The organism is Paenibacillus montanisoli, assembly GCF_003268025.1.
In the GTDB taxonomy this organism is placed as follows: domain Bacteria; phylum Bacillota; class Bacilli; order Paenibacillales; family Paenibacillaceae; genus Paenibacillus_Z; species Paenibacillus_Z montanisoli.
On sequence record NZ_QLUW01000001.1, the window covers coordinates 595,706 to 616,230 of the forward strand.

Consider the following 20,525-nt stretch of genomic DNA (forward strand, 5'->3'; position numbering starts at 1 on the left):
AAAGGAAGCTGGAAGCTATGCGTCGGGAAAGAGCTTATCTAAGAATGCTGGACGCCTCCGCCAAAGCGCAGTGGAATGTGGCCATGATTCTGGAAGCGAAGGCGGTTGAGGCGGAGAAGGTTCGCGCTTGGCTATTGAACCATGTGACGGCTGATGTGTTCGCGGAGCATCAAGATCAGTTGAAATCCGCGATGCAGGTGCATGATCAGCTGGTCGAGGTCATTGATGGACTGGCGAAGCTGAATTCTGGGATGACCCATGTGCTGAAGGCGGCACTGCGCCAGGTCGACGAGATGGGAGGAGGGTCTAACGGACTGGACAACATGCTGGGTGGAAACTTCGATATGGGAGTGAGGCCGCAATGAACTTAAGCCGCAAGGAGCTGGAGGTTCGTCTGGAGCTCCTTGCATCTCTCGCCCGCAGCCAGCAGGCTGTCGCAAGGATTTTGAACAGCGTCGCGGATGAAGCGAATCGGGCTCCCAATTTGGCGCACGCCATTCAGCGCAACATGACTCGGCTCGAGGCGATGCAGCTGACCCTTACGGCGATGGCGGGCGCTTTGGAGCGCAGCCAAAGCCGGGGGCGCCGCGGATTCGCTCTGCCTTCTGAGCCATGGCTGCATCCAGCCGCAGCCATTGGCGCGCATCTTAAGTCCAATTAGCAAAGTAGGGAGGAACGGGAACATGATCATACCAGCGTCTATTAGCGGCAAGAAGATCGTGAGGAAACCTACAAGCTTCAAGAAATTGACTCCTGCTTACGGCACCACGCGCAAAAACACGAAGTCAGGTACAGCCGGCAAATCTTCCGCACGCAAGCAAAAGCGTACCAAAAAGCGGGACTTAAACCGCTACAAATACAACCGGGCATTCGACATCGCCTATAACCAAGGCTATAATCTCGGTTTTGCCAAAGGGTTCGAGGATGGCCATCAGCTTGCGTACGAGCAGCATACGTAAAAGAAGCAGTGTAAGCAAAGCGGGAGTTCAGCCACCTGAGTACCGACTGGCATGCACTCCCTACGAATTGCTAAGCTCCAAGGGAGCGGTAAGCTGCATCCCCGCTACCCTAGCAGCCATGTGTTCAGCCGTTAGATAGCCTTGCGTCGTATAAGGTGGATTTTCCAATTATTCTTGAAAATCCAGCTATTTCCATGCTATTATTTATATATCCGACAAATTCTACCAGAATAATTATTTTAATCAATTTGGCAAAGGAGACTTCGACCATGGCTGAAGAAAGAAAGCTGAGTTTGGAAACGCTGGCCGTGCATGCAGGCCAGGAAGTGGATCCGACAACGGGATCGAGAGCGGTACCGATTTACCAGACCACCTCTTACGGCTTTAAAGATACGGAGCATGCCGCAGATTTATTTGCATTGAAGCAATTCGGCAACATTTATACAAGAATCATGAATCCGACGACGGATGTTTTCGAGAAGCGGGTCGCCGCGCTGGAGGGTGCTCCGGCCGCACTGGCCACCGCTTCCGGACAAGCAGCCATTACATACTCGATTCTGAATATTGCCGGAGCCGGCGACGAGATCGTTGCCTCCACGAATTTGTACGGCGGCACTTATAATTTATTCTCGATCACCTTGCCAAAGCTCGGCATACAAGTGAAGTTCGTTAATCCGGAGAACCCCGAGAACTTCCGGGGCGCCATTACCGAGAGAACGAAAGCGCTGTTCGCGGAGACGATCGGCAATCCGAAAGGCGATGTGCTTGACATCGCTTCCGTTGCGGATATCGCCCATGAGCACGGCATCCCGCTTATTGTCGACAACACGCTGGCAAGCCCGTATCTGTGCCGGCCAATCGAACACGGAGCGGACATCGTCGTCCATTCAGCTACGAAGTTTATCGGCGGACACGGTACCTCCATTGGCGGCGTAATCGTAGACGGCGGCAGCTTGGACTGGAAGGCTAGCGGCAAGTTCCCCGGCCTTACGGAACCGGACCCCAGCTATCATGGCGTCGTATACACCGACGCAGTCGGACCGATCGCCTATATCATTAAGGCACGCGTTCAGCTGCTGCGCGATATGGGCGCCGCGATCTCGCCCTTTAACTCGTTTCAAATGCTGCAGGGCCTTGAAACGCTGCATCTGAGGCTTGAGCGCCACAGCAGCAATGCGCAGCAGGTTGCGCAGTTTCTGGAGCGTCATGAGGCTGTGGAGTGGGTCAGCTACCCGGGGCTGCCGAGTCATCCTACCTATGAACTGGCCCAGAAATACTTGCCGAAAGGGCAGGGAGCGATTCTTACGTTTGGCGTGAAGGGCGGGGCAGATGCGGGACGCAAAGTCATCGACAGCGTGAAGCTGTTCTCGCATCTGGCGAACATCGGCGATTCCAAATCGCTGATTATCCATCCGGCGAGCACCACGCACAGCCAGCTCGTGGGCGAAGAGCTGCTTTCAACGGGCGTGAGCCCTGGACTTATCCGCCTCTCCATTGGAACCGAAGGAATCGACGACATTATTTATGATCTCAACCAGGCGATTTGGGCTAGTCAGGTTTAACTTATTCCATCCCAAATAGGCTGACCCTAAACGTCCTGAATGACGTAAGGGCCAGCCTATTTTTTCATTCTTCTCTGTGTGTGGCCCCCGTTACTGGAAGCTGCGCTTGGTGCCGTTCGTGAGCACGGGCAAATTCTTGATTGTGCTGGTCATGCTGGAGTGGCAGATCGGACAGCTGGGGAACTCCCCGAACGAGAAATCGTATCTCATCCAGCAAGAGCAATTCTCGTTGCTGCATGTCCAAACGGATGTTTCTTCTTCGGGGATCGGTTCAACGACTTTCTTTGAGAAATGAATAATCAAGCCCTCCTTCGTTTTGGTGCCGTAACCTCTTTTAATATGTGACTGGACTGCCAGAATTATACTCCTTTTTTCATGGACGGATTGCCCCTCGGGTCAAGCGCCAATTTTGCGGGCCAAGCGGACAAGTGACCAAGAGCCTTGCCTGTCATTCGCATATATATAGAGACAGAATACTTGAACAGCAGAGGTGGCGCAAGTGCAGGCGAAGCGGAAGGTGAACGGCAAAGCGGCAAGAAGGGGATTCGCGGCAGGGTACGCCCATGGGGAGCGGGATGGCGCTTGCGAATTCATCTATCGGCATCTACAGCCCGCCGCCTTTCCAATGAGGAACGTCCGCGTACTTTATATTCCGCAAGGCTTCGATGCGATCGATCAAGGCATTATCGAAGCGCTGCGCCAAACGGTGCGGGAGGTTTATGTCGCCGAAGCGAGGAATATGGCCGAGCAAGCTTCAATCGTCCGCCCGGATTGGCTGTTTGTGCTGAACGGGCTGCACGTGTTTCCCGAGGATCATCTGGCGCAGGTTGAGGCGGTGCGGGCGATGGGGATCCGTACGGCTATTTGGTTTGCCGACGATCCGTACTTTACTTCAGAGACGGTGCATATCGCGCCGCATTACGATGTCGTACTGACGCACGAACTGAGTACGGTGGAGCTGTACCGCGGACTTGGCTGCCCGGAGGTCATCTACATGCCGCTGGCCGTCGATCCGAATCGGTTCAGGCCAATTAAGGTCGGCACAGAACATCGCAGCGATATTTGTTTTATCGGGCAAGCCTTCTGGAACCGCGTCGAGCTGTTCGATGCCATCGCGCCTTACCTGAAGGGTCGGAAGGTGTTCATCGCGGGCGGGCTGTGGGAACGGCTTCGCAGCTACAAGCGGCTGCGGAAGTTCATTCGGAAGGGCTGGCTGCCGGTCGATGAGTCGATCCGCTACTACAACGGGGCGAAGATCGTCATCAATCTGCACCGAATAACCGAGCAGGGCAAGGATAACAAGAACGATCTGAATTTGCCGGGCCTCTCCATCAATCCGCGAATGTATGAAATTGCCGCGTGCGGCACGCTGCAGTTGACGGATGTACGGGAGGATTTGCAACATCACTACGTGCCTGGGGTCGAGCTTGAAACGTTTGGCTCGCCCGAGGAATTGGTTTCCAAGTTGGACTACTATCTGCGTCACGAGGAGCTGCGCCGCCAGATCGCGCTGCGCGGATTGCGGCGGACCTTGCAGGAACACACCTTCGTTCGGCGGCTGCAGCTTGTAGCCGAGGTACTAAAATGGACGGAATGAACAGAACCGTCAGGAAAGGAGGGGGGAGACGCATGGCAACAAAAACGCGAAGAAGAAGCCGCAAACGCAAAGCGGTCCGTGGACTTCGGGGCGTAGCTCGCAGCAGGGCGGACGGGTTCAGGCTCGGCTGGCAGCACGGACACTGGTATGGCCAATGCGAGTCAGTGCTTCGGCATGCGACCCAGGGGCAGTTTTTCCCGGTCAGGCAGGCGCATGTGCTGTTCGTCGCCACAGGCAAGGGCGTCCCGTATTCGCCGCTTGACGAGGCTGTCGCGAATGCGCTTCGCGCGCAGGTGACGCAGTTGACGGTTACGAATGCGCAGCAGCCGGTAGCGGAGATCGCGATTGGCATCCGGCCGGATATCGTCATCGTGCTGGACGGACTGCAGTTTAACGTCGCTGAGGTAGATGCGATGCGGTCGGCCGGCATACGTACGGCGATTTGGTTTACCGACGATCCTTATTACACCGACATCACGGCGGGCATCGCGCCGCATTACGACGAAGTGTTTACGCTGGAGCTGGCTTGCGTCGATTATTACCGCCAGCAAGGCTGTCCGAACGTTTATTATTTGCCGCTCGGGGCGGATCCCGAGGCGTTCAGACCGCGTAATCCGCTGCGATCGCAGCGCCATGACATCTGCTTCATCGGCTCGGCTTATTGGAAGCGAGTGGAGTTCTTTAACCATGTGACGAGATTTCTGGCGAAGAAGGATACGCATATCTCCGGGATTTGGTGGGACCGGCTGAAGGATTTCAGATTGATGAAGAGCAAGATCCAGCTCGGCCGCTGGATGAGCCCGAAGGAAACGGCGAATATGTACAACGGCGCCAAAATCGTCATTAACATGCACCGTGCCCACGACGAAGATACTTTCAATAGCAACAGCGCTGGCATCGGCGCGGAATCGCCGAACCCGCGGACCTTTGAAATCGCGGCTTGCGGCGCGCTGCAGTTGACGGATGTGCGCAACGATATTGTCTCGTTTTACACCCCGGGAGTAGACATTGTCACCTACTCCTCGCCGCAAGAGATGATCGACAAGATCCGGTACTATCTGGTCAACGAGGAGGAACGGAAGCAGATCGCCATGCGCGGCATGTACCGGACGATGCGAGAGCATACGTATGGCAAACGAATCGAGCGGATGCTTAGCATTCTGTTTCCGGTCTAAGGATGGAAACGAACAGCGGTGAAGTCAAGGGGACTTCACCGCTGTTTATTGTTAGGGCAATATCGGCTAACGAACGCTATCATGCTTATTGCGATAGAACGTTAATCCGATACCTCGTCCGTGCTCAAGCCGCCGCCGAACGTGATGCGGTAACCGTCAATATCCTTGATCGTAACCTCATTCCAATTTTCGGAAAAATGAGGGCCATTGACGATGTCCAGCTCTTTGACCCGAATCTCGTCCACGAGCAAGTCGACCGCATCCGTATACGCATATACGTCAAAATAAAGCCCGCCCGTCATGGATGAGTAAGGACGTACGTCGGATTTACTAGCTGCCGGGTGCAGGATCAGCGTTAGATTACCGCGCGATACATGAACATGAGAAACGTCCGGTCCGCCGATTTCCTCGTAGGCGAAGCCGAGATTTTGATAGAAGGCCGCGGAGGCTTTAACGTCAGAAACTAGCAAAACGGTCGATGATCCGGAAATCGCTGCTTTTGGCAATGATTTTGCACTCATGAGATCCCATCCTTTAGGTGTATTTGATTCAGATTCGCCTAAGGCACTCCCTGTATTTTCTACCCTTCTATTCGCTAGATAAATCCGATATCCTCCAACTGTGAAGAAGTTAATATTTTGCTAATATCGTGTTTAAATATTGCTATTATTCCATGGTACTTTAATATATGTCTGGAGTGAACGGAAATAAGGATTCGAAGGAGAGTGGAAAATGAGGCGAAACCTAGTGAAGTCCGACGGAACTTACAAGCTGATAAATGACTATATGCGGTTAACGCAGCAGCAGTTGGCATGCTCGGCTGCCGCGATATGCATCCTTCAGCACGGGCAAATCGTGCATGAGTGGTATGCGGGCACTCACGAAGCAGGCGGGGGAGGCCGGACGGTCGGCCCGGAATCGCAGTTTCATCTAGCTTCCATACGCAAAACGTACCTCGGCTTTGCGGTCAGCCTCGCCCTAGAGGAGGGCAAGATAGGCAGCGTAGACGATGAGGTGACGAGCTATTTGGAATTACCGGATACCGAGCTGCTGCGCCATACGACGATTCGGCACCTGCTGACGCATACGCACGGGCTGAAGGGGGGACATACCCGCATGTTCCCGCCGGGCACGGATTGGAGCTATAACAACTCCGGCGTGAATCTATTGATTCGTTTGATTGAGAACGTTTACGGTTGTCCTCTTGCGGAGCTGCTGCAGGAACGGGTTTTCGAGCCGCTTGGCTTCTCGGCTACGGGCTGGCGGAAGGAAAGGTCCGAGCAGCTGGTATGGATGAACGAAACGTATGCCGGCGAGCGTGGCGATGAAGCGAATCTCTTCGCAAACGCTAGAGAGCTCGCGTATTGGGGCCAACTGCACCTGACCAAAGGAGAAGCGGGCGGGCGGCAGATGTTCCCCCGGTCCGTGTTCGAGCGAGCGACGACGGCAGCCTCACCGGCTTCACTTCCTGAATCGCTGCCGAGAAACGGCTTCTTCTGGTGGGTGCAGGACCTGCCGCGCGCCATGTCGGAGCTCGGCGACCGGCTGCCTGCCGGCTCTTATCAATCGCTGGGCATTTACGGAAACGCTGTGCTAGTGATCCCCCAGGGCAACATCGTCGCGGTCAGAATGCTGAACCAGTCAGGTGAAAATCCGCCGGGCTACGATTATTTGGCGGACATCAAAAATTTCGGAAATATAGTGTGGGATTGTGCAAGGAAGTCCGCATGGCGTCATTCCTAATCATCAAGTAAGGCTGCTTAGTTACGTTGAGTTCACTAACTAATCTTCTTTTCAGCTCTTATTGAATAATCCAGAGTTTTATATAATAGGTTTGACATGGATAAAACCAACCTGATGGCACATTCTCGTTAGCGGTTCTTGATATTCAAACATGACTAGGAGGTAATATTGTGCAAAAAGCAGTGCTGGGCAGAACAGGGCTTGAGGTAACGCGTCTTGGTTTCGGAGCGATGGAAATCCGCGGTCCCCGGATTTGGAGCGGGCGGGCCGTAACGGACGATGAGGCGGGCCGAATCTTAAACGCCGTGCTCGATGAAGGCATTAATTTTATCGATACCGCTTATGACTACGGTTTAAGCGAAGAGTATATCGGCCGCTTTATCAGCCACCGCCGCAGTGAATATATTTTGGCAACGAAGTGCGGCTGCACGGTCGTCAATTGCGGAGATCACGATGAAACGCCCCATGTTTGGACAAGGGATAACCTGCTTCATAACATTGAAACGAGCTTGCGGAGAATGAATACGGATTATATTGACCTGCTGCAGCTCCATAATCCGACCGTCGAACAGACCGAGGAAGGCAACTTGGTGGAGGTGCTGCGGGAAATTCAGGCATCCGGCAAAGTTCGCTGGATCGGCATTTCCTCGACCCTGCCACACATCTCGAGCTACATTCAATCCGGCGTTTATGACAGCTTCCAGATCCCGTATTCTGCGCTGGAAAGAGACCATGAGAACATCATCTCGGACGCGGCGTTAGCAGGAGCAGGCACGATCATTCGCGGCGGTGTCGGCCGTGGAGAGCCTGGCGAGGGGCTTGGCAATGAGGATCGCTGGGCGGTTTGGGAAAAGGCTGGGCTCGATGAGCTTCTAGATGAAGGCGAGAGCCGTACCGGATTTATACTGCGGTTCACGCTCGCACATCCGCACCTATCGACTACAATTGTTGGAACGAAGAATCCGGCGCATTTGGCCGAAAATATCCGGATTGCCGCGAAAGGCGCGCTGCCGGCGGAAATTTACGAAGAAGCGAAGCGTCGTTTGCAAAGCGCCGGACAAGGACCAAGAACTTAATCCGAGATATCCTTATAGCAAAAGCAGCCGACCAGAAATGAACTGCATGCACCCCAATTGTTAGTCTCATCTAGCAATTGGAGGTGCATTTTTTTTGATCTGTTTCTCCCCATCCGAAATTAGTGGATGCGGTCCCTATCACTTGTTTCCAGACATTTCCCACTCTTCGCTCACATTCTTTAATTTCTTTGCTTCTGCATTAACTGCTTGCTGACCTTCAAGCTCAATTTTTTCAAACGCTGATGTGATATCCATTTCCCCATTAACAACTTTGTCCATGTACTTCTGACCTACGATTTTAAATGCATTGATGATATTGAAATCAATCTGGTCATACGGATTATTACTAATCTGGGTACTCTTTTTATTATATAAAGGAGATAGGTCGTGCCCATCTATTTGTGGCAATAATTCAGAATGCGTTGGTATTCCATAATTAAGCAAGTCATCGCCATTTTGAAGATAAAAGTTTTCATTACCTACAATAAACTCGATAAATTTCCAAGCTTCATCTTTATGAGCGGAATGAGAGGATATTCCATATATTTCATTGATTTTATAATAATCCGAATAATCACGATTTAATGAACCCACAGGTGCTGTAACAACACCCCAATCTACCTTATTTCCACCAATTTGTTTTTCAAAAACACCAAAATTAAATGCTGTTGTATACGATCCTAATTCCATAGCTGCATTACCTGTTAGAATTGGTGCTGGTTTAAAGACTGCGCCTTTTTTAAAAGCGTTTGCAATGATCTTTCCGAATTGAATCCATTTTGATATAACCACGCGACATCGGGGGCGCTTAAAAACGCAATCGATTTCCTGTATAACGAATGGACCAACAAAGCGGCAGGTTTCGTAGGTTACGGCAGTCTTGGCGGAACTCGTGCCGTAGAGAACCTGCGACTGATCATGGGCGAGCTTTCGGTAGCTGACGTACGTGCACAAGTAGCTCTTTCGCTGCATAGCGATTTTGAGAACTACAGTGTGTTTAAGCCGTCTTCGCATCATGAAGCAACAGTGGCCAGCATGTTAGAACAGGTCGTTGCCTGGTCCGGCGCGCTAAAGCCGCTTAGAAAATAAACTGGCGGAATATGAATCGAAAAAAGTCCGCGTAAAAACGCGGACTTTTCGTTTGATAAGGTCGTCATGTACAATAGATTTGAAGATTCGTAAAGCCGTTCTGATTTAGGATCTTTTTTGATAGTGATCGATGATGACATCGATCACCCTTTTACCCCAATTCGCCAATTCAGAGCCTTTCTCGTGCCAATCGTAAGTAATAAGGGCTTTCCACAATGCCCAGCCTCGCGCACGATCGATTACATCCTCTCCAGCATCAATGCTGTTGAGGAAAACGCTGCGGCTGCTGTCGTCAAAGAAATTCCACGCTATTACAAGATCGCTCGACGGATCGCCTGCACCCATCGTCCCAAAATCAATGACGCCGCACAACCTGCCGTTTTTTACTAGCAGATTGCCAACGGCGACATCGCCATGAATCCAGAGCGGAGCCGCACTGTACGTTGTCGCGAGCGAAAGCTCCCATATTTCCGTTAGCAGGTTTTTGTCATAACCCGAAATACGCTCGATAACGGACCTTGTTTGCAAATCGTAAACGGCAAGATTTCCTCCGCGGTGGAAATTTTGAACGCCTGCAGGCACGCCATTGCTTGCGTCTATGGCCTGGAGTTCTTTTAAAAAAGCCGCCAAGTCTTCCGCAAACTCGTTCATATCGCGTATATTGGCAAACGTGACCGTTTCACCTTCAATCCATTGGTTGACCGACCAAGGAAGGGGGTATTCATCCGTTGGCTGCCCTTTCGCAAGAGGTGTAGGGATCGGTAACGAAAGATGCGGCTTGAAAACAGGAAGCCAAGTCGTCTCTTTTTCCACGGCTGAAGCGTAGCCCTCATTGCTTGGCAAGCGAACGGTCATGTCGCTGCCCAACCGATACGTGCGGTTATCATGACCGCTTTTCTCGACAGGTTTTACCTCGAGATGCTTCCAATGGGGGAATTGGCTGTCAATTAATCCGCGTACGAGTTCTGTTGTTATGTTTATCAAGTTTGTCACTCCTTCTCAAGCGATCATACATCCATTTTACATAATAGCATGAGTCAAAAGAAAAGCTGTTGGTCGAATTTAGTTCAAAACGAAAATTACCAAATCGGTAAGGCTTTTTGAACGTGTTGCTAAAAGTTGACAAAATCCCCCGCCGAATAGCGAGATTCTTGATGCAGAGTTTATGGGTAATAGAACGATAGGATTAAGAATTCTACAGTTTAGGAAGAAATGGGAGGTGCAGGCGTGGATAAGTCTTTAATCACGGAAATTGAAATGATTAAAGAAAAAGAGTCATTTTATAAGGTATTTTCCGTTTTCATCGGTGAAATTGACCTAATTGAGAGAACACGTGGGAAGCTGAACGATTTTCAGCTTATTCAAGCTATATACCACGCTAAAGATACGACGGGGATTCTGGGCTGGGATCGCAGACAAACGATAAATTCGATTTTTGAAAAGTATATGCATATCTATCGGGCATATGGGCGGGATGAGGCGGATGATTGGGTAGAAGACACCTTCGGGTTCCGCATTGAAAGGACCATTGGAGCAGAGCCTGAAGTGCCTTCGACAATATCTTCAAAAGTGCCTTCGACAGTATCTTCAAAAGTGCCTTCAACAGTGCCTTCAACAGTGTCCTCAACATCACCTTCAGCAGAAATTTCAGGAGTACCTTCAGAAGTACCTTCAAGTGTGCCTTCTGAACGGCCTGACACAGGGAATGGCCTGTCCGTTGAAGACGCAAACAGCGGCGATTATAGTCAAGCAGAACTCAGAATTAAGGAACTCTCGCATCAAATCATGGAGAAGGAGTCTGAGCTGCTGCAGCTCTACCGAGAGTTTTATTTCTTGCAACAAGAATCGTGATCCCCGAAAAGTCCGTGCTATTAGCGGGCTTTTTTTTATTTTGCATGACCAGCAGGATTATTCAAGGCGTTGTTCGAAGTCATGTACCATCATAGCGAGAGTAGGCGAATTCGATGAACAGAGTCCTATTAACCGGCTTCGATCCTTTTGGAGGGGAAGCCATCAATCCCGCATGGGAGGCGGTCAGTCGTTTTCAACACAAGGCGTGCGACGGGTTTATGGTGGAGGTCAGACAAATCCCTACGGTGTTTAATACCTCGATTCAAACGCTAAGACAGGCGATTTTGGACGTGAAGCCGGATGTCGTCATTTGTGTAGGACAAGCCGGCGGACGGAGCGATATTGCAGTCGAACGGGTGGCGATCAATATGAACGATGCCCGGATCCCCGACAATGAAGGGAATCAGCCGATCGATGAGCCTATAGCCGCGGATGGTCCGGCGGCTTACTGGTCAACGCTGCCGGTCAAGGCGATCACGGCACAGCTGCGAAGCGCGGGAATACCGGCTTCTGTTTCGCATACCGCAGGTACGTTTGTATGCAATCATCTCTTCTACGGACTTCAACATCTGATTGCGACAGAGTTTCCGTCCGTCAAAGGCGGCTTTATCCATATCCCTTATCTGCCTTCGCAAACCGTCAATAAACCCAATGTGCCGAGCATGAACCTGGAGACGATGGTGCAAGCCTTGGATATTGCCGTCACGACAAGCGTGCTGAGCGGGACGGACATCACCGCTGTCGAAGGTCAGTTATTTTAAGTAAAGTTCACGGACGCGAAAGGAGCTAAAGAGTGATGGTAAGCAATGAACGGGAACTCTCGATGCTGCGATACGGCTCTGCCGATCCGCTGCCTGAGCGGCGGCTATTGAAAGCAGGACCGTTAACGGCGGTGCTGGAAGAAGGCGGGCTGCGGTATATCCGCTATCGCGGCCAAGAAATCGTGCGCGGGATCTATGCCGCGGTTCGGGACCGAAACTGGGGGACGATCAAGCCGGTCTTCCGGGAATTTGACGTGTCCTCCGGCGAGCATAGCTTCGAGGTGTGGTTCGTGGCGGAGCATCGGCAAGGTGGCATTGATTTTGTTTGGGAAGGCCGTATCACCGGCTCTGAGGAAGGGACGATTGCGTTTACGTTTGACGGCGAGGCGCGATCGGCGTTTCTGCGTAACCGGATCGGCTTCTGCGTGCTTCATCCATCTGATCTAGCCGGCCGCAAAGTGGAAGTAGAGACCGCTGGCGGCGTCCTGGCAGGGTCGTTTCCGGACCGCATATCCCCGCATCAGCCGTTCATGGACATGGAGGCGATTCGCCACGAGCTGACGCCGGAACTGGCTTGCGAGCTGCGGTTCAGCGGCGATTTGTTCGAAATGGAGGATCAGCGCAATTGGACGGATGCTTCGTTCAAAACCTACTGTACGCCGCTTCGCCTCCCGTACCCGGTGGAGATTGCCGAAGGCCAGCGTGTTCGACAAGGCGTCACGTTAACGCTGCTAGGCAAGCATGCGGATGAGGGCGACGCAGCCGCCGCGGGTGCGGGCGATGAGCTCGCCATAGAGCTGCACGATCGGGCTGTCGGCCGCGTGCCTGAGCTTGGCCTAGGCGCTGCGCCTCGCTCGCGCTTGTCGGACGCGGAGCTAGCCGAGCTTCGGCTGCTTGAGCTGACCTTCCTGCGAGCTATCGTCCGTCTGTCCGATCCGGACTGGAAGCAGGAGCTCGCGAACGCGGCAGCGGCGGCGGCCGTTCTCGGCGCGCGCTTAGAGCTGGAAGCCGTTGTCCCAGTAGTCGGCACGCAGCAGGAGCTGCTGGAGCTGCTCGTAAAAGCTGTCACTGAGGTGGAGCCTCTAGTAGACACGGTGTTTCTGTTTCCCTCGGAAGGCTATGTAAGCAGCGGCGAGCTGTCGGCTGCGCTTATAAGGCTGCGTGATGCCGCAGGGCTCTCCTTCCGCGTCGGCGGCGGTACGCGCGCCTACTTCGCGGAACTGAACCGAGCCGTGCTGCCGCTTGCGGAGTTGGAAGCGGCGATGTACACGATCAATCCGCAGGTGCACGCGTTCGACATCGCCTCCATTGCGGAGACCGCTTCCGCGCAGGGAGACACCGTGCGCAGCGCGCGCGCAGTCGTGCCCGGTCTGCCTCTCAGCGTAGGGCCGATTACGTTCAAGCCGCGGCTGAACCCGAATGCGACCAGCGAAGAAGGCAGGCGCAGGTCGGAGGACCGCGCCAACCATACGGACGCGCGCCAGCGGTCCTTGTTCGGAGCGGGCTGGCTGCTAGGCAGCCTGCGAAGCTTGTCGGAAGCCGGTGCCGAGCGGGCTTGCTATCTGGAGACGGTGGGTCCTCTCGGCGCTAGGGACAGCGGCGATAACGGTGTGCTTTACCCGCTCTATCATGTATTGGCTGCCGCCGGCAAGCTGCAAGGCGCGGAAGTGCTGGACTGCCGCGTCTCCGATCGCTTGTCCTTCGACGCGATGGCCATCCGAGGGCGTGACGGCAAGCTGTCGCTGCTCGCCGCCAACTATACAAACGAGACGATCCGGGTACGCGTACGGTCGCCTTTCTTCCAGCCGAGCAGGCTGCGCCTTCTGGACGAGCGCTCGGCGCCGATGCTTGCGCACGCGGAATATCCCGCGCCGCCTTGGCAGGATGGCTCGTTCGAGCTGGAGCTGTTGCCTTACGCGGTTGCGGTGGTGAGCTGAGCATCCGAGCAGGCTGCCGCCTCACAGACTTGGAAGACACGATAAAAAAGCCGCGTATATCGCGGCTTTAGAAGGAGCGGCCCGCAGGGTCGTTCCTTCAGATTGTATTGAATCCCACCATCGTTTAATTGGCAGGCTTGTCGACTTCTATATGGATAGCGTGTGAGCGGTAGCATGAGAAAGCGCCCGAAAATTCTAACGGTTGCTCCATTGCTTATTTGCAAAATAATAGCCTTTCTTTAACTCTAACGGTCCCCAGAGGCGTTATTTGGCCCGAATCGGATGAATTCGCTGCCCCAATCGCCAAATAGCGTTGCTGAGAACCGTTAGCCTTTCAAAAGGGCCATTTGAAGCTAAATAGCGTACGTGGCAACCGTTAGCGTATGCGCGGCAGCATAAGGGCGCGGCTGCATGAGGCACATTTTCGATTCTCGAAGTCATTCAAGATGTGGATGGTTCCACGTTAGATATCGACAAACAAGCTTGATGCCAGTCAAACATCCGGACTCGCGATTGATCTTAATTCCTTTTTCGCCAGCCTGAAGCCGCGTATATCGCGGCTTTTTTTAATAGGCAAACAGAAGTTAGCGCAAGGGCGAAACCAACCGCTTCTCGAGGCGGGCAGCGACGCTTTCCAATTCATTCTGCGTCTGCAGCAAACCGATAAGAGCGCGAACGAGCACGGGACGCGGCGCTTCTGCTTCCGTCTCATCTTGAAGCAGCTGCGCTGCCTCGTGAAGCTCCGTTTTGCGGGCGCTCGTCACTTGCAGCTCTTGAATGGTCTCTATCAAGCGTGCCAGCAAGTCTTCAACCGACTCTTGCGCCGTGAGACGCACGCCTTCCATCCCGCAATCGACGAATTTGGTCATGACTTCGAGGTCAAGAATCGGTTCGGGGGCTGTGCGGATTATACCTGCCGCCATCTCATCCGTCCGGTCCACGACAAACGCCGCCATGCTGCCGTAATCGACATCGTGTCCGAGCAACGCCGTGACGACCAAGTATTCTTTCAAAATGCCGACATACAGCGCGACCAGATCCCATTTGTTCGGTTCTATGGCCGGCCCATAAGCGCGGACGATGCAATCTTCATAATAGACAAGAAGCTCGGCGCGCAGCTGATTAGAGAACTTCGTGAATGCGCTGTCCGGGTTCATCGGCAGTTCATAAAACTGCTGGATGCTAGTTTTCAATTCCGAGAAATACAAAATCTGGTTCAATGTTTCGCGAACGAACCGTTCTTTAGGCGTTAGGACAGGATCGGCTTTGATCCGTTCCGCTTCTTCGTGCATCGCTTGAAAGAGCTGCTTGTACACTTCGACGAACAAATCTTCCTTGGACGTGAAGAATTTGTAAACGGAGCCCTTAGCAATGCCGCAATCGTTCGCGATATCTTGGATCGAAGTCGCCGCATAACCTCTTTCCGCGAAAAACTTCATGGCGGACTCGACGATTTTCTGTTTCTGCAAGCTCATCGGATTACCTCATTCCAGGGGGATTGACAAATAGGCGTACTATGATGACAATATTATAGTATGTGACTTATCGGTTTTCAATAAAACCTGAAGGTCACAATTTATGTGGAGAGAAGGTCTTAAGATGTCATCGAAAGCAGAAACGTCTCCGGCATCCGAGTTTTCGATCAAAAGCATCATCGCCCCGCTTATGGCTGTCATTGTCGGCATGATTATGGTTATTCTGGACAGCACCGTCGTAAACGTCGCGCTGGCGAAGTTCCAATCGGAGTTTGACGCCACATTGAACACCGTGCAATGGACGTTCACCGGCTACACGTTGGCGCTGTCCGCCGTCATTCCGCTTGCGGGCTGGCTGACGGACAAATTCGGAACCAAACGCATTTTCCTTATAACGATCGCATTGTTCACGGCCGGTTCCGTGCTTTGCGCAGCCGCGCAAACGATCGAGCAGCTGATTATTTACCGCGTCATTCAGGGCCTCGGCGGCGGCATGGTCGCGCCGATCGGCATGGCGATCATCTTCCGTCTCGCTCCGGCCGAGAACCGCGGATCGGTCATGGGCATGCTCGGCATCCCAATGCTGCTGGCGCCCGCACTCGGCCCGATCCTGTCGGGCTGGCTAATCGACGCCGTCACTTGGCAATGGATTTTCCTGATTAACCTGCCGATCGGCATTATCGCGATCATAGTCGGCCTGAAATACTTGCCGCAGAACGAGCAAGGCAAACCGCCTAGACTGGATGTGCTCGGCATGATCCTGGCGCCAATAGCGTTTGCAGCGCTCGCTTACGGCGTTAGCGAAGGCGGCCGCACGAGCTGGACGGCGGACAACACGCTTTGGGGCTTAATCGGCGGCGGCATCGCCCTGATCCTGCTCATCATTGTGGAGCTTACCCATAAGCAGCCGCTGCTGGAATTGCGCGTTTTCCGTTCGTCCGACTTCACCCGGGGAACGATTCTCGTATGGATCGTGCAAATCGCCCTGTTCGGCGCCATGATCCTCATGCCGGTATTCCTGCAAGAAATCAAAGGCTACTCGGCGCTGGATACCGGCGTCATCATGCTCCCTCAAGCGATAGGCACGATGTTCTTCATGCCCATTGGCGGCAAGCTGTTCGATAAAATCGGAGCTAGACCGCTCGCCATCGGAGGCCTCGGTCTAGTCGCGATTGCGCTGTTCATGCTGACCTACATCGATCTGAGCACGAAGCTAATCCTGATTCTCGTGCCGCTGTTCATCATCGGCTCGGGAATGGGCCTGTCGATGATGGCGCTCAACACGCACGTCCTCAACTCTGCGCCTCGCCATCTCGTCTCGCGCGTAACGCCGCTGACGACGGCCGCGCAGCAAGTCGTAACGTCATTCGCCGTCGCCGGATTAACGGGATACATGACGACGCGCATCACCGATCATATGGCAGCAAACGGCGGCACCCCGCTGAACGCCGCCATCGGCGCGTACAGCGATACCTTCATGCTCTCGTTCGGCTTGACGCTCTTCGGAATTCTGTTCAGCTTCATTTTACGAAAGCCGAAGCCGCAGCCGGAAATCGAAGGCGTCGAAAAAGCGGATCCGACCATGATGATGGGCCACTAGCGCCGACGCGCATCAAAAGAGCCAAAGACCGGAAGCGATCGCTTCCGGTCTTTGGCTTTTTCGATTGAAATTGGGCGCCGTTTCATGAAATGTAAAAATTGTGCTTGACGCCATTCTTGGTAAGCGGTTACACTTGAACCAATTTGAGAGGACGGAGGGTCAAAGATGAACTCATTCATGACGGCAGTTATCGGCTAACGATATCTGAATAGGCGTGGCAAGACGGGATGAGCGTATCAGCTGCTTCTAAAGCGGTCTGTTTGCCGTACCGGTCTCCATGCACCCTGTCATGAACATTCATCAATGACCGCTTGGCACGCCGTTATGCGCGCATTGTGCCCATAGCCGTAGATGGACTTCTGTTCATCTGCGGCTTTTTTGCGTCCGCTCGAAATAAAACAGAGGAGGGTATCTCCAATATGGCAAATAAACCCAAACAAAGCTACACGATCTGGTTCTCGCAGCGAACCGGAAGCACGCTGCTGTACAAGGCACTGGCAACAACCGGTGTCGCGGGCAATCCCGCCGAGTGGCTGTATATGATCGATGGCGAAACGGCAGGCATTCCGGAAATCGCACGGATGTGGGAAGAAGGATCGACGCCGAATGGTGTGTTCGGCGCAAAAGTTTCGATGTATCAAGCTAATCACGAGCAGTGGCTCGCTGCGTTTAGGCGGTCATTCAACCTAGGCGACGACGTGCCCCGAAGAGCGGTATGGGAGGCTGCTTTTCCGAATGGAAAGCATATCTTCATGACGCGCCGCAACAAAGTGCGGCTTGCCGTTTCTTGGTGGCGGGCGATCGTCTCGGGCGAGTGGCACCGCGAGCATGGACAGAAGCCGGGCGATGCCGACATAAGCGACAAATATTCGTTCGATGCGATTCATCATTTGCTCACGGAGTCGGTGATGCGCGAAGCGGCTATCGAAGCGTTCCTCACAGAGGGCGGCATCACGCCGATGACGATCGTCTATGAAGATTTCATTGCGAACTATGAGGATACGGTACGGGACGTGCTGGCTTATCTTGAAATCGACTCGGAAGGCGTACAGGTAGCGCCGCCCGAATTCGACCGGATTGCCGATCAGGTCGCCGAGCAGTGGGTGCAGCGTTTCCGCGAGGAGCGGCAGACCGGCTGGGTGAACCGCGCATGGTAATGAAACGAAACGGAGGAATAAACCATGCTTCATCATGCAGAGCAAGCGGCGGCATACTACCCGATTCAAGAGCCTACCCTTAGCTTCATCCGGCATAACGAGAACATAACCTACAAGGTTACGGAGCCATTGAGCGGCAAAAGCTACTTGCTGCGTATTCACAAATCCGTGACTGGAGGGCTCTCGGGCATTCAGCATACGCGCGAAGGACTGCAGGCCGAAATGACGCTGCTCCGCTGGCTGCATCGGCAAGACATCCTGCAAGCGCAGAAGCCGGTCGCCAATCGCAACGGCGAGTATGTGACGGAATATCGTTCGGAGGAGCTGGGAACAGTCTGCGCAACGATGCTTGAATGGATTGAAGGAGCCACGCTTGATGAGGCCTACACCGAACAGGTCGCTTACCGGCTGGGGGGAAATCTAGCGGATTTTCACGGGTTTTCACGGGGTGCCGGAGCGAAGAATGAGGCTCGTCCGAGCTATGGGGCGGAGCGGATCGATGATGCGCTGGGCAAATTGGCGTACGGGGTGGAAGCGGGCGTATACAGCGAGGAGCAATTCACGCTCATTCGGGACGTACTCGGCATCGTGAAACTGCAAATGCATGAGCTTGACGAGAGAGATCGTGCATGGGGGCTGATTCATGCGGACTTTCAGCGGGGCAATGTCGTCGTGGCGAATGGAAATCCGGTCTTTATCGATTACTGCCTCTATGGGAACGGCTACTATCTGTTTGACGTGGGCAGTGCGGCTACGCTGTTTAAAGGGGAGGCTCGAAGAGCCTTGCTGGACGGGTACGCTTCCAAAGCGCCGTTCTCCGCGACGGATATCCGGTTCGTCGAAGGGCAAATATTATGGGATATTTTCATCTCTTATTCCATGTTCATACAGGATGCGGAACGCGGCGGCTGGATCAAGGACCATGCGGCGAGAATTTGCGGAACGCTGGCGAAGGACTTTGTGGCGGGGAAAGACGTGTTTGACGCGTTTTAAGACATGAATGCTTTGCCGAAATGTAGAAAACCCGCCTCCGGTAAGGAAGGCGGGTTTGTTTGTGCATTACGCGGCTCTTTCGGCCCGCGATGCGGAATAGACTCCGCCCGCTGCGACCAAGATGACCAGCAGCACGATGGCTACCGGGTTGCGCAGTGAAAATTGCGTAAAGAATTTCATGACCCTTTTTCTCCATTTCTATGTATACTGGTAAGGACGACCATTTCAGATGCTAGAAGCATCGGAACATCGCCTCCGGTCTAGCATTATACCGATAAGCGGGACTATTCTCCTGTAATTTTATAGAAATATGACAGAAAATCAGTTATTTGGTCTTAAAAATTTTGTAAAGTTTAACCTATTCATGGGAGCTGGTAAGCGATGAACATTCAATTGGCATTGGCGGAAGTGAATGCTGCGGCAGCGGCAAGGCCGGACGGCGTGAAGCATGCGCCGATCGTGATGGAAAGCTTGCTGCAGGCAGGAGCGCTGCGAGAGATTGCTCCTTTCTTGCAGGAGAAAGGTTACGGCGAAGTCGTTCTTGTCGTTGATGCGAATACATGGGAGGCGGCGGGGAAGCAGCTGGCCGGGCATATGGAAACGGCGGGAGCGGCTTACCGGGTTTGCACGCTTGCGCCGAACAGCCAAGGCGATGTAATTGCGGATGAGCGGACCATTGTGCGGCTGATGCTGGATGCCCCGCTGCAAGTTCAGGCGCTGATCGCCGTGGGCTCGGGTACGATCCATGATATCGTGCGGTTCGTCTGCTGCCAGACGGGGCGGGATTTCATCTCGGTGCCGACGGCGGCATCGGTAGACGGCTTCACTTCGGTCGGCGCGCCGATCATCGTGGACGGGGTGAAAATCACCGTTCCCGCCATTGCGCCATGCGCCATTTTCGCGGATCTGGAGGTGCTTGCCGCGGCGCCGCAACGGCTGACGGCGGCCGGCTTCGCGGACATGCTTGGCAAGTTTACGTCGCTTGCCGATTGGAAATTTTCAAGCGAGCTGGCCGGAGAGCCGTTCTGTCCGCTCGCTTATGATCTGACGGAGCAAGCGCTCGCCAAGTGCATAGAGTTCGCATGCGATATATCAACATGCTCCCAAGAAGGGGTTGCCGTCCTCATGGAGGCGCTGCTGCTGTCCGGCTGGTCGATGCTGCTCGTCGGCCATTCGCGGCCCGCGTCGGGAGGGGAGCATCATCTCTCGCATCACTTCGAGATGGCGTATTTGAAGGAAGGCCGCAGGCAGCTGCTTCACGGCGCCAAGGTGGGCGTCGCCTCGGTGCTGCTTGCCGGACTGTACCGGGAACGGCTCGCCGAGGCGTATCCCGGGATCTACGGTGGGCTGCCGCAGCCGGATCAGCTGCGGACCTGGCTGCGCGACGCGGGTGGACCGGCCGATCCGGCGGACATCGGCTTATCGGAGGCGCTCATCGCCGAGGCGATGAGCGAAGCCCACAAGCTGCGGGACCGGTATACCGGTCTGAAGCATCTTGTGCTGCAAGCGGGCGGCGAAGGCTAGCGAGTGTGAAAGAAAAAGAAGCGCAG

At 53.8% G+C, this 20,525-nt stretch carries 20 protein-coding genes and 1 pseudogene; 16 read left to right on the forward strand and 5 right to left on the reverse strand.

The annotated features are described in order from the left end of the window. Window positions 1-17 precede the first annotated feature (17 nt). The 4 genes from DL346_RS02675 to DL346_RS02690 all read left to right on the forward strand — a co-directional run bounded on the left by DL346_RS02675 (window position 18) and on the right by DL346_RS02690 (window position 2,521). On the forward strand, window positions 18-365 hold the full coding sequence (locus DL346_RS02675) for an alpha-helical endospore appendage domain-containing protein (protein WP_112880529.1): 348 nt from the start codon (window positions 18-20) through the stop codon (window positions 363-365). Then, window positions 362-661, forward strand: a complete 300-nt coding sequence (locus tag DL346_RS02680) for a hypothetical protein (RefSeq protein ID WP_112880530.1) — start codon at window positions 362-364, stop codon at window positions 659-661. Before DL346_RS02675 ends, DL346_RS02680 begins: the two co-directional genes overlap by 4 nt. A gap of 22 nt (window positions 662-683) precedes the next feature. Further along, window positions 684-959, forward strand: coding sequence for a hypothetical protein (locus DL346_RS02685; protein WP_112880531.1), 276 nt, complete (start codon window positions 684-686; stop codon window positions 957-959). Between the two features lie 269 nt (window positions 960-1,228). Next, the gene (locus tag DL346_RS02690) at window positions 1,229-2,521 is read left to right on the forward strand and encodes a homocysteine synthase (protein WP_112880532.1); all 1,293 of its coding nucleotides are present in this window, start codon (window positions 1,229-1,231) and stop codon (window positions 2,519-2,521) included. 90 nt (window positions 2,522-2,611) lie between these two features. On the opposite strand, the gene DL346_RS02695 is transcribed toward DL346_RS02690, so the two are convergent. Then, entirely contained in the window at window positions 2,612-2,824 is a 213-nt protein-coding gene (locus tag DL346_RS02695) for a cold-shock protein (RefSeq protein WP_420849509.1), read from the reverse strand. Window positions 2,825-3,020: 196 nt separating this feature from the next. Here DL346_RS02695 and DL346_RS02700 point away from each other — a divergent pair, with 196 nt between their 5' ends. Together DL346_RS02700 and DL346_RS02705 are read left to right on the forward strand one after the other, a co-directional pair. After that, entirely contained in the window at window positions 3,021-4,118 is a 1,098-nt protein-coding gene (locus DL346_RS02700) for a CgeB family protein (RefSeq protein WP_240633006.1), read from the forward strand. Window positions 4,119-4,150: 32 nt separating this feature from the next. Further along, window positions 4,151-5,293 carry a CgeB family protein gene (locus DL346_RS02705; RefSeq protein WP_112880533.1) on the forward strand — a complete coding sequence of 381 codons (1,143 nt, stop codon included), beginning with the start codon at window positions 4,151-4,153 and terminating at the stop codon, window positions 5,291-5,293. 101 nt (window positions 5,294-5,394) lie between these two features. Here DL346_RS02705 and DL346_RS02710 read toward each other — a convergent pair whose 3' ends face one another. Next, on the reverse strand, window positions 5,395-5,814 hold the full coding sequence (locus DL346_RS02710) for a VOC family protein (protein ID WP_112880534.1): 420 nt from the start codon (window positions 5,812-5,814) through the stop codon (window positions 5,395-5,397). Between the two features lie 211 nt (window positions 5,815-6,025). Here DL346_RS02710 and DL346_RS02715 point away from each other — a divergent pair, with 211 nt between their 5' ends. Continuing rightward, window positions 6,026-7,036 (forward strand): serine hydrolase domain-containing protein, encoded by a 1,011-nt coding sequence (locus DL346_RS02715; protein ID WP_112880535.1) that lies wholly within the window; start codon window positions 6,026-6,028, stop codon window positions 7,034-7,036. A gap of 170 nt (window positions 7,037-7,206) precedes the next feature. Continuing rightward, the gene (locus DL346_RS02720) at window positions 7,207-8,112 is read left to right on the forward strand and encodes an aldo/keto reductase (RefSeq protein WP_112880536.1); all 906 of its coding nucleotides are present in this window, start codon (window positions 7,207-7,209) and stop codon (window positions 8,110-8,112) included. A 138-nt stretch (window positions 8,113-8,250) separates the two neighbouring features. On the opposite strand, the gene DL346_RS02725 is transcribed toward DL346_RS02720, so the two are convergent. Further along, a complete protein-coding gene (locus tag DL346_RS02725; protein WP_133257473.1) occupies window positions 8,251-8,904 on the reverse strand; it encodes an extracellular solute-binding protein in 654 nt (217 codons plus the stop codon). On the opposite strand from DL346_RS02725, the pseudogene DL346_RS02730 reads away from it, so the two are divergent. Further along, window positions 8,896-9,201 (forward strand): annotated as a pseudogene (locus tag DL346_RS02730) (NADPH-dependent FMN reductase); the annotation flags it as partial. The gene DL346_RS02725 and the pseudogene DL346_RS02730 sit on opposite strands and share 9 nt — an antisense overlap. Window positions 9,202-9,306: 105 nt before the next feature. Here the strand turns inward: DL346_RS02730 and DL346_RS02735 are convergent. Further along, window positions 9,307-10,185 carry an aminoglycoside phosphotransferase family protein gene (locus DL346_RS02735; protein WP_112880538.1) on the reverse strand — a complete coding sequence of 293 codons (879 nt, stop codon included), beginning with the start codon at window positions 10,183-10,185 and terminating at the stop codon, window positions 9,307-9,309. Between the two features lie 243 nt (window positions 10,186-10,428). Between DL346_RS02735 and DL346_RS02740 the strand changes: the two genes are divergently transcribed. The 3 genes from DL346_RS02740 (at window position 10,429) to DL346_RS02750 (ending at window position 13,750) form a co-directional block, all read left to right on the forward strand. Continuing rightward, window positions 10,429-11,052 (forward strand): hypothetical protein, encoded by a 624-nt coding sequence (locus DL346_RS02740; protein WP_112880539.1) that lies wholly within the window; start codon window positions 10,429-10,431, stop codon window positions 11,050-11,052. A gap of 113 nt (window positions 11,053-11,165) precedes the next feature. Beyond that, complete coding sequence (pcp, locus tag DL346_RS02745) at window positions 11,166-11,813, forward strand: pyroglutamyl-peptidase I (protein WP_112880540.1); 648 nt, start codon at window positions 11,166-11,168, stop codon at window positions 11,811-11,813. Window positions 11,814-11,848: 35 nt separating this feature from the next. After that, window positions 11,849-13,750 carry a D-apionate lactonase family protein gene (locus DL346_RS02750; RefSeq protein WP_112880541.1) on the forward strand — a complete coding sequence of 634 codons (1,902 nt, stop codon included), beginning with the start codon at window positions 11,849-11,851 and terminating at the stop codon, window positions 13,748-13,750. Window positions 13,751-14,334: 584 nt separating this feature from the next. On the opposite strand, the gene DL346_RS02755 is transcribed toward DL346_RS02750, so the two are convergent. Continuing rightward, window positions 14,335-15,225: a TetR/AcrR family transcriptional regulator gene (locus DL346_RS02755; RefSeq protein WP_112880542.1), complete on the reverse strand. Its 891-nt coding sequence runs from the start codon at window positions 15,223-15,225 to the stop codon at window positions 14,335-14,337. Between the two features lie 124 nt (window positions 15,226-15,349). Between DL346_RS02755 and DL346_RS02760 the strand changes: the two genes are divergently transcribed. The 4 genes from DL346_RS02760 (at window position 15,350) to DL346_RS02775 (ending at window position 20,499) form a co-directional block, all read left to right on the forward strand. Continuing rightward, window positions 15,350-16,825, forward strand: coding sequence for a DHA2 family efflux MFS transporter permease subunit (locus DL346_RS02760; RefSeq protein ID WP_112880543.1), 1,476 nt, complete (start codon window positions 15,350-15,352; stop codon window positions 16,823-16,825). Between the two features lie 419 nt (window positions 16,826-17,244). After that, the gene (locus tag DL346_RS02765; protein ID WP_112880544.1) at window positions 17,245-17,982 is read left to right on the forward strand and encodes a Stf0 family sulfotransferase; all 738 of its coding nucleotides are present in this window, start codon (window positions 17,245-17,247) and stop codon (window positions 17,980-17,982) included. Between the two features lie 24 nt (window positions 17,983-18,006). Continuing rightward, entirely contained in the window at window positions 18,007-18,975 is a 969-nt protein-coding gene (locus DL346_RS02770; protein ID WP_112880545.1) for a phosphotransferase enzyme family protein, read from the forward strand. 381 nt (window positions 18,976-19,356) lie between these two features. Beyond that, a complete protein-coding gene (locus DL346_RS02775) occupies window positions 19,357-20,499 on the forward strand; it encodes a sn-glycerol-1-phosphate dehydrogenase (RefSeq protein WP_112880546.1) in 1,143 nt (380 codons plus the stop codon). Window positions 20,500-20,525: the final 26 nt, after the last annotated feature.

Bases quoted from the DNA above. Each gene is read 5' to 3' on its own strand.
- DL346_RS02675 (WP_112880529.1), top strand. From the start codon at position 18: ATGCGTCGGGAAAGAGCTTATCTAAGAATGCTGGACGCCTCCGCCAAA.
- DL346_RS02680 (WP_112880530.1), top strand. From the start codon at position 362: ATGAACTTAAGCCGCAAGGAGCTGGAGGTTCGTCTGGAGCTCCTTGCA.
- DL346_RS02685 (WP_112880531.1), top strand. From the start codon at position 684: ATGATCATACCAGCGTCTATTAGCGGCAAGAAGATCGTGAGGAAACCT.
- DL346_RS02690 (WP_112880532.1), top strand. From the start codon at position 1,229: ATGGCTGAAGAAAGAAAGCTGAGTTTGGAAACGCTGGCCGTGCATGCA.
- DL346_RS02705 (WP_112880533.1), top strand. From the start codon at position 4,151: ATGGCAACAAAAACGCGAAGAAGAAGCCGCAAACGCAAAGCGGTCCGT.
- DL346_RS02710 (WP_112880534.1), bottom strand. From the start codon at position 5,814: ATGAGTGCAAAATCATTGCCAAAAGCAGCGATTTCCGGATCATCGACC.
- DL346_RS02715 (WP_112880535.1), top strand. From the start codon at position 6,026: ATGAGGCGAAACCTAGTGAAGTCCGACGGAACTTACAAGCTGATAAAT.
- pcp (WP_112880540.1), top strand. From the start codon at position 11,166: ATGAACAGAGTCCTATTAACCGGCTTCGATCCTTTTGGAGGGGAAGCC.
- DL346_RS02750 (WP_112880541.1), top strand. From the start codon at position 11,849: ATGGTAAGCAATGAACGGGAACTCTCGATGCTGCGATACGGCTCTGCC.
- DL346_RS02755 (WP_112880542.1), bottom strand. From the start codon at position 15,225: ATGAGCTTGCAGAAACAGAAAATCGTCGAGTCCGCCATGAAGTTTTTC.
- DL346_RS02760 (WP_112880543.1), top strand. From the start codon at position 15,350: ATGTCATCGAAAGCAGAAACGTCTCCGGCATCCGAGTTTTCGATCAAA.
- DL346_RS02765 (WP_112880544.1), top strand. From the start codon at position 17,245: ATGGCAAATAAACCCAAACAAAGCTACACGATCTGGTTCTCGCAGCGA.
- DL346_RS02770 (WP_112880545.1), top strand. From the start codon at position 18,007: ATGCTTCATCATGCAGAGCAAGCGGCGGCATACTACCCGATTCAAGAG.
- DL346_RS02775 (WP_112880546.1), top strand. From the start codon at position 19,357: ATGAACATTCAATTGGCATTGGCGGAAGTGAATGCTGCGGCAGCGGCA.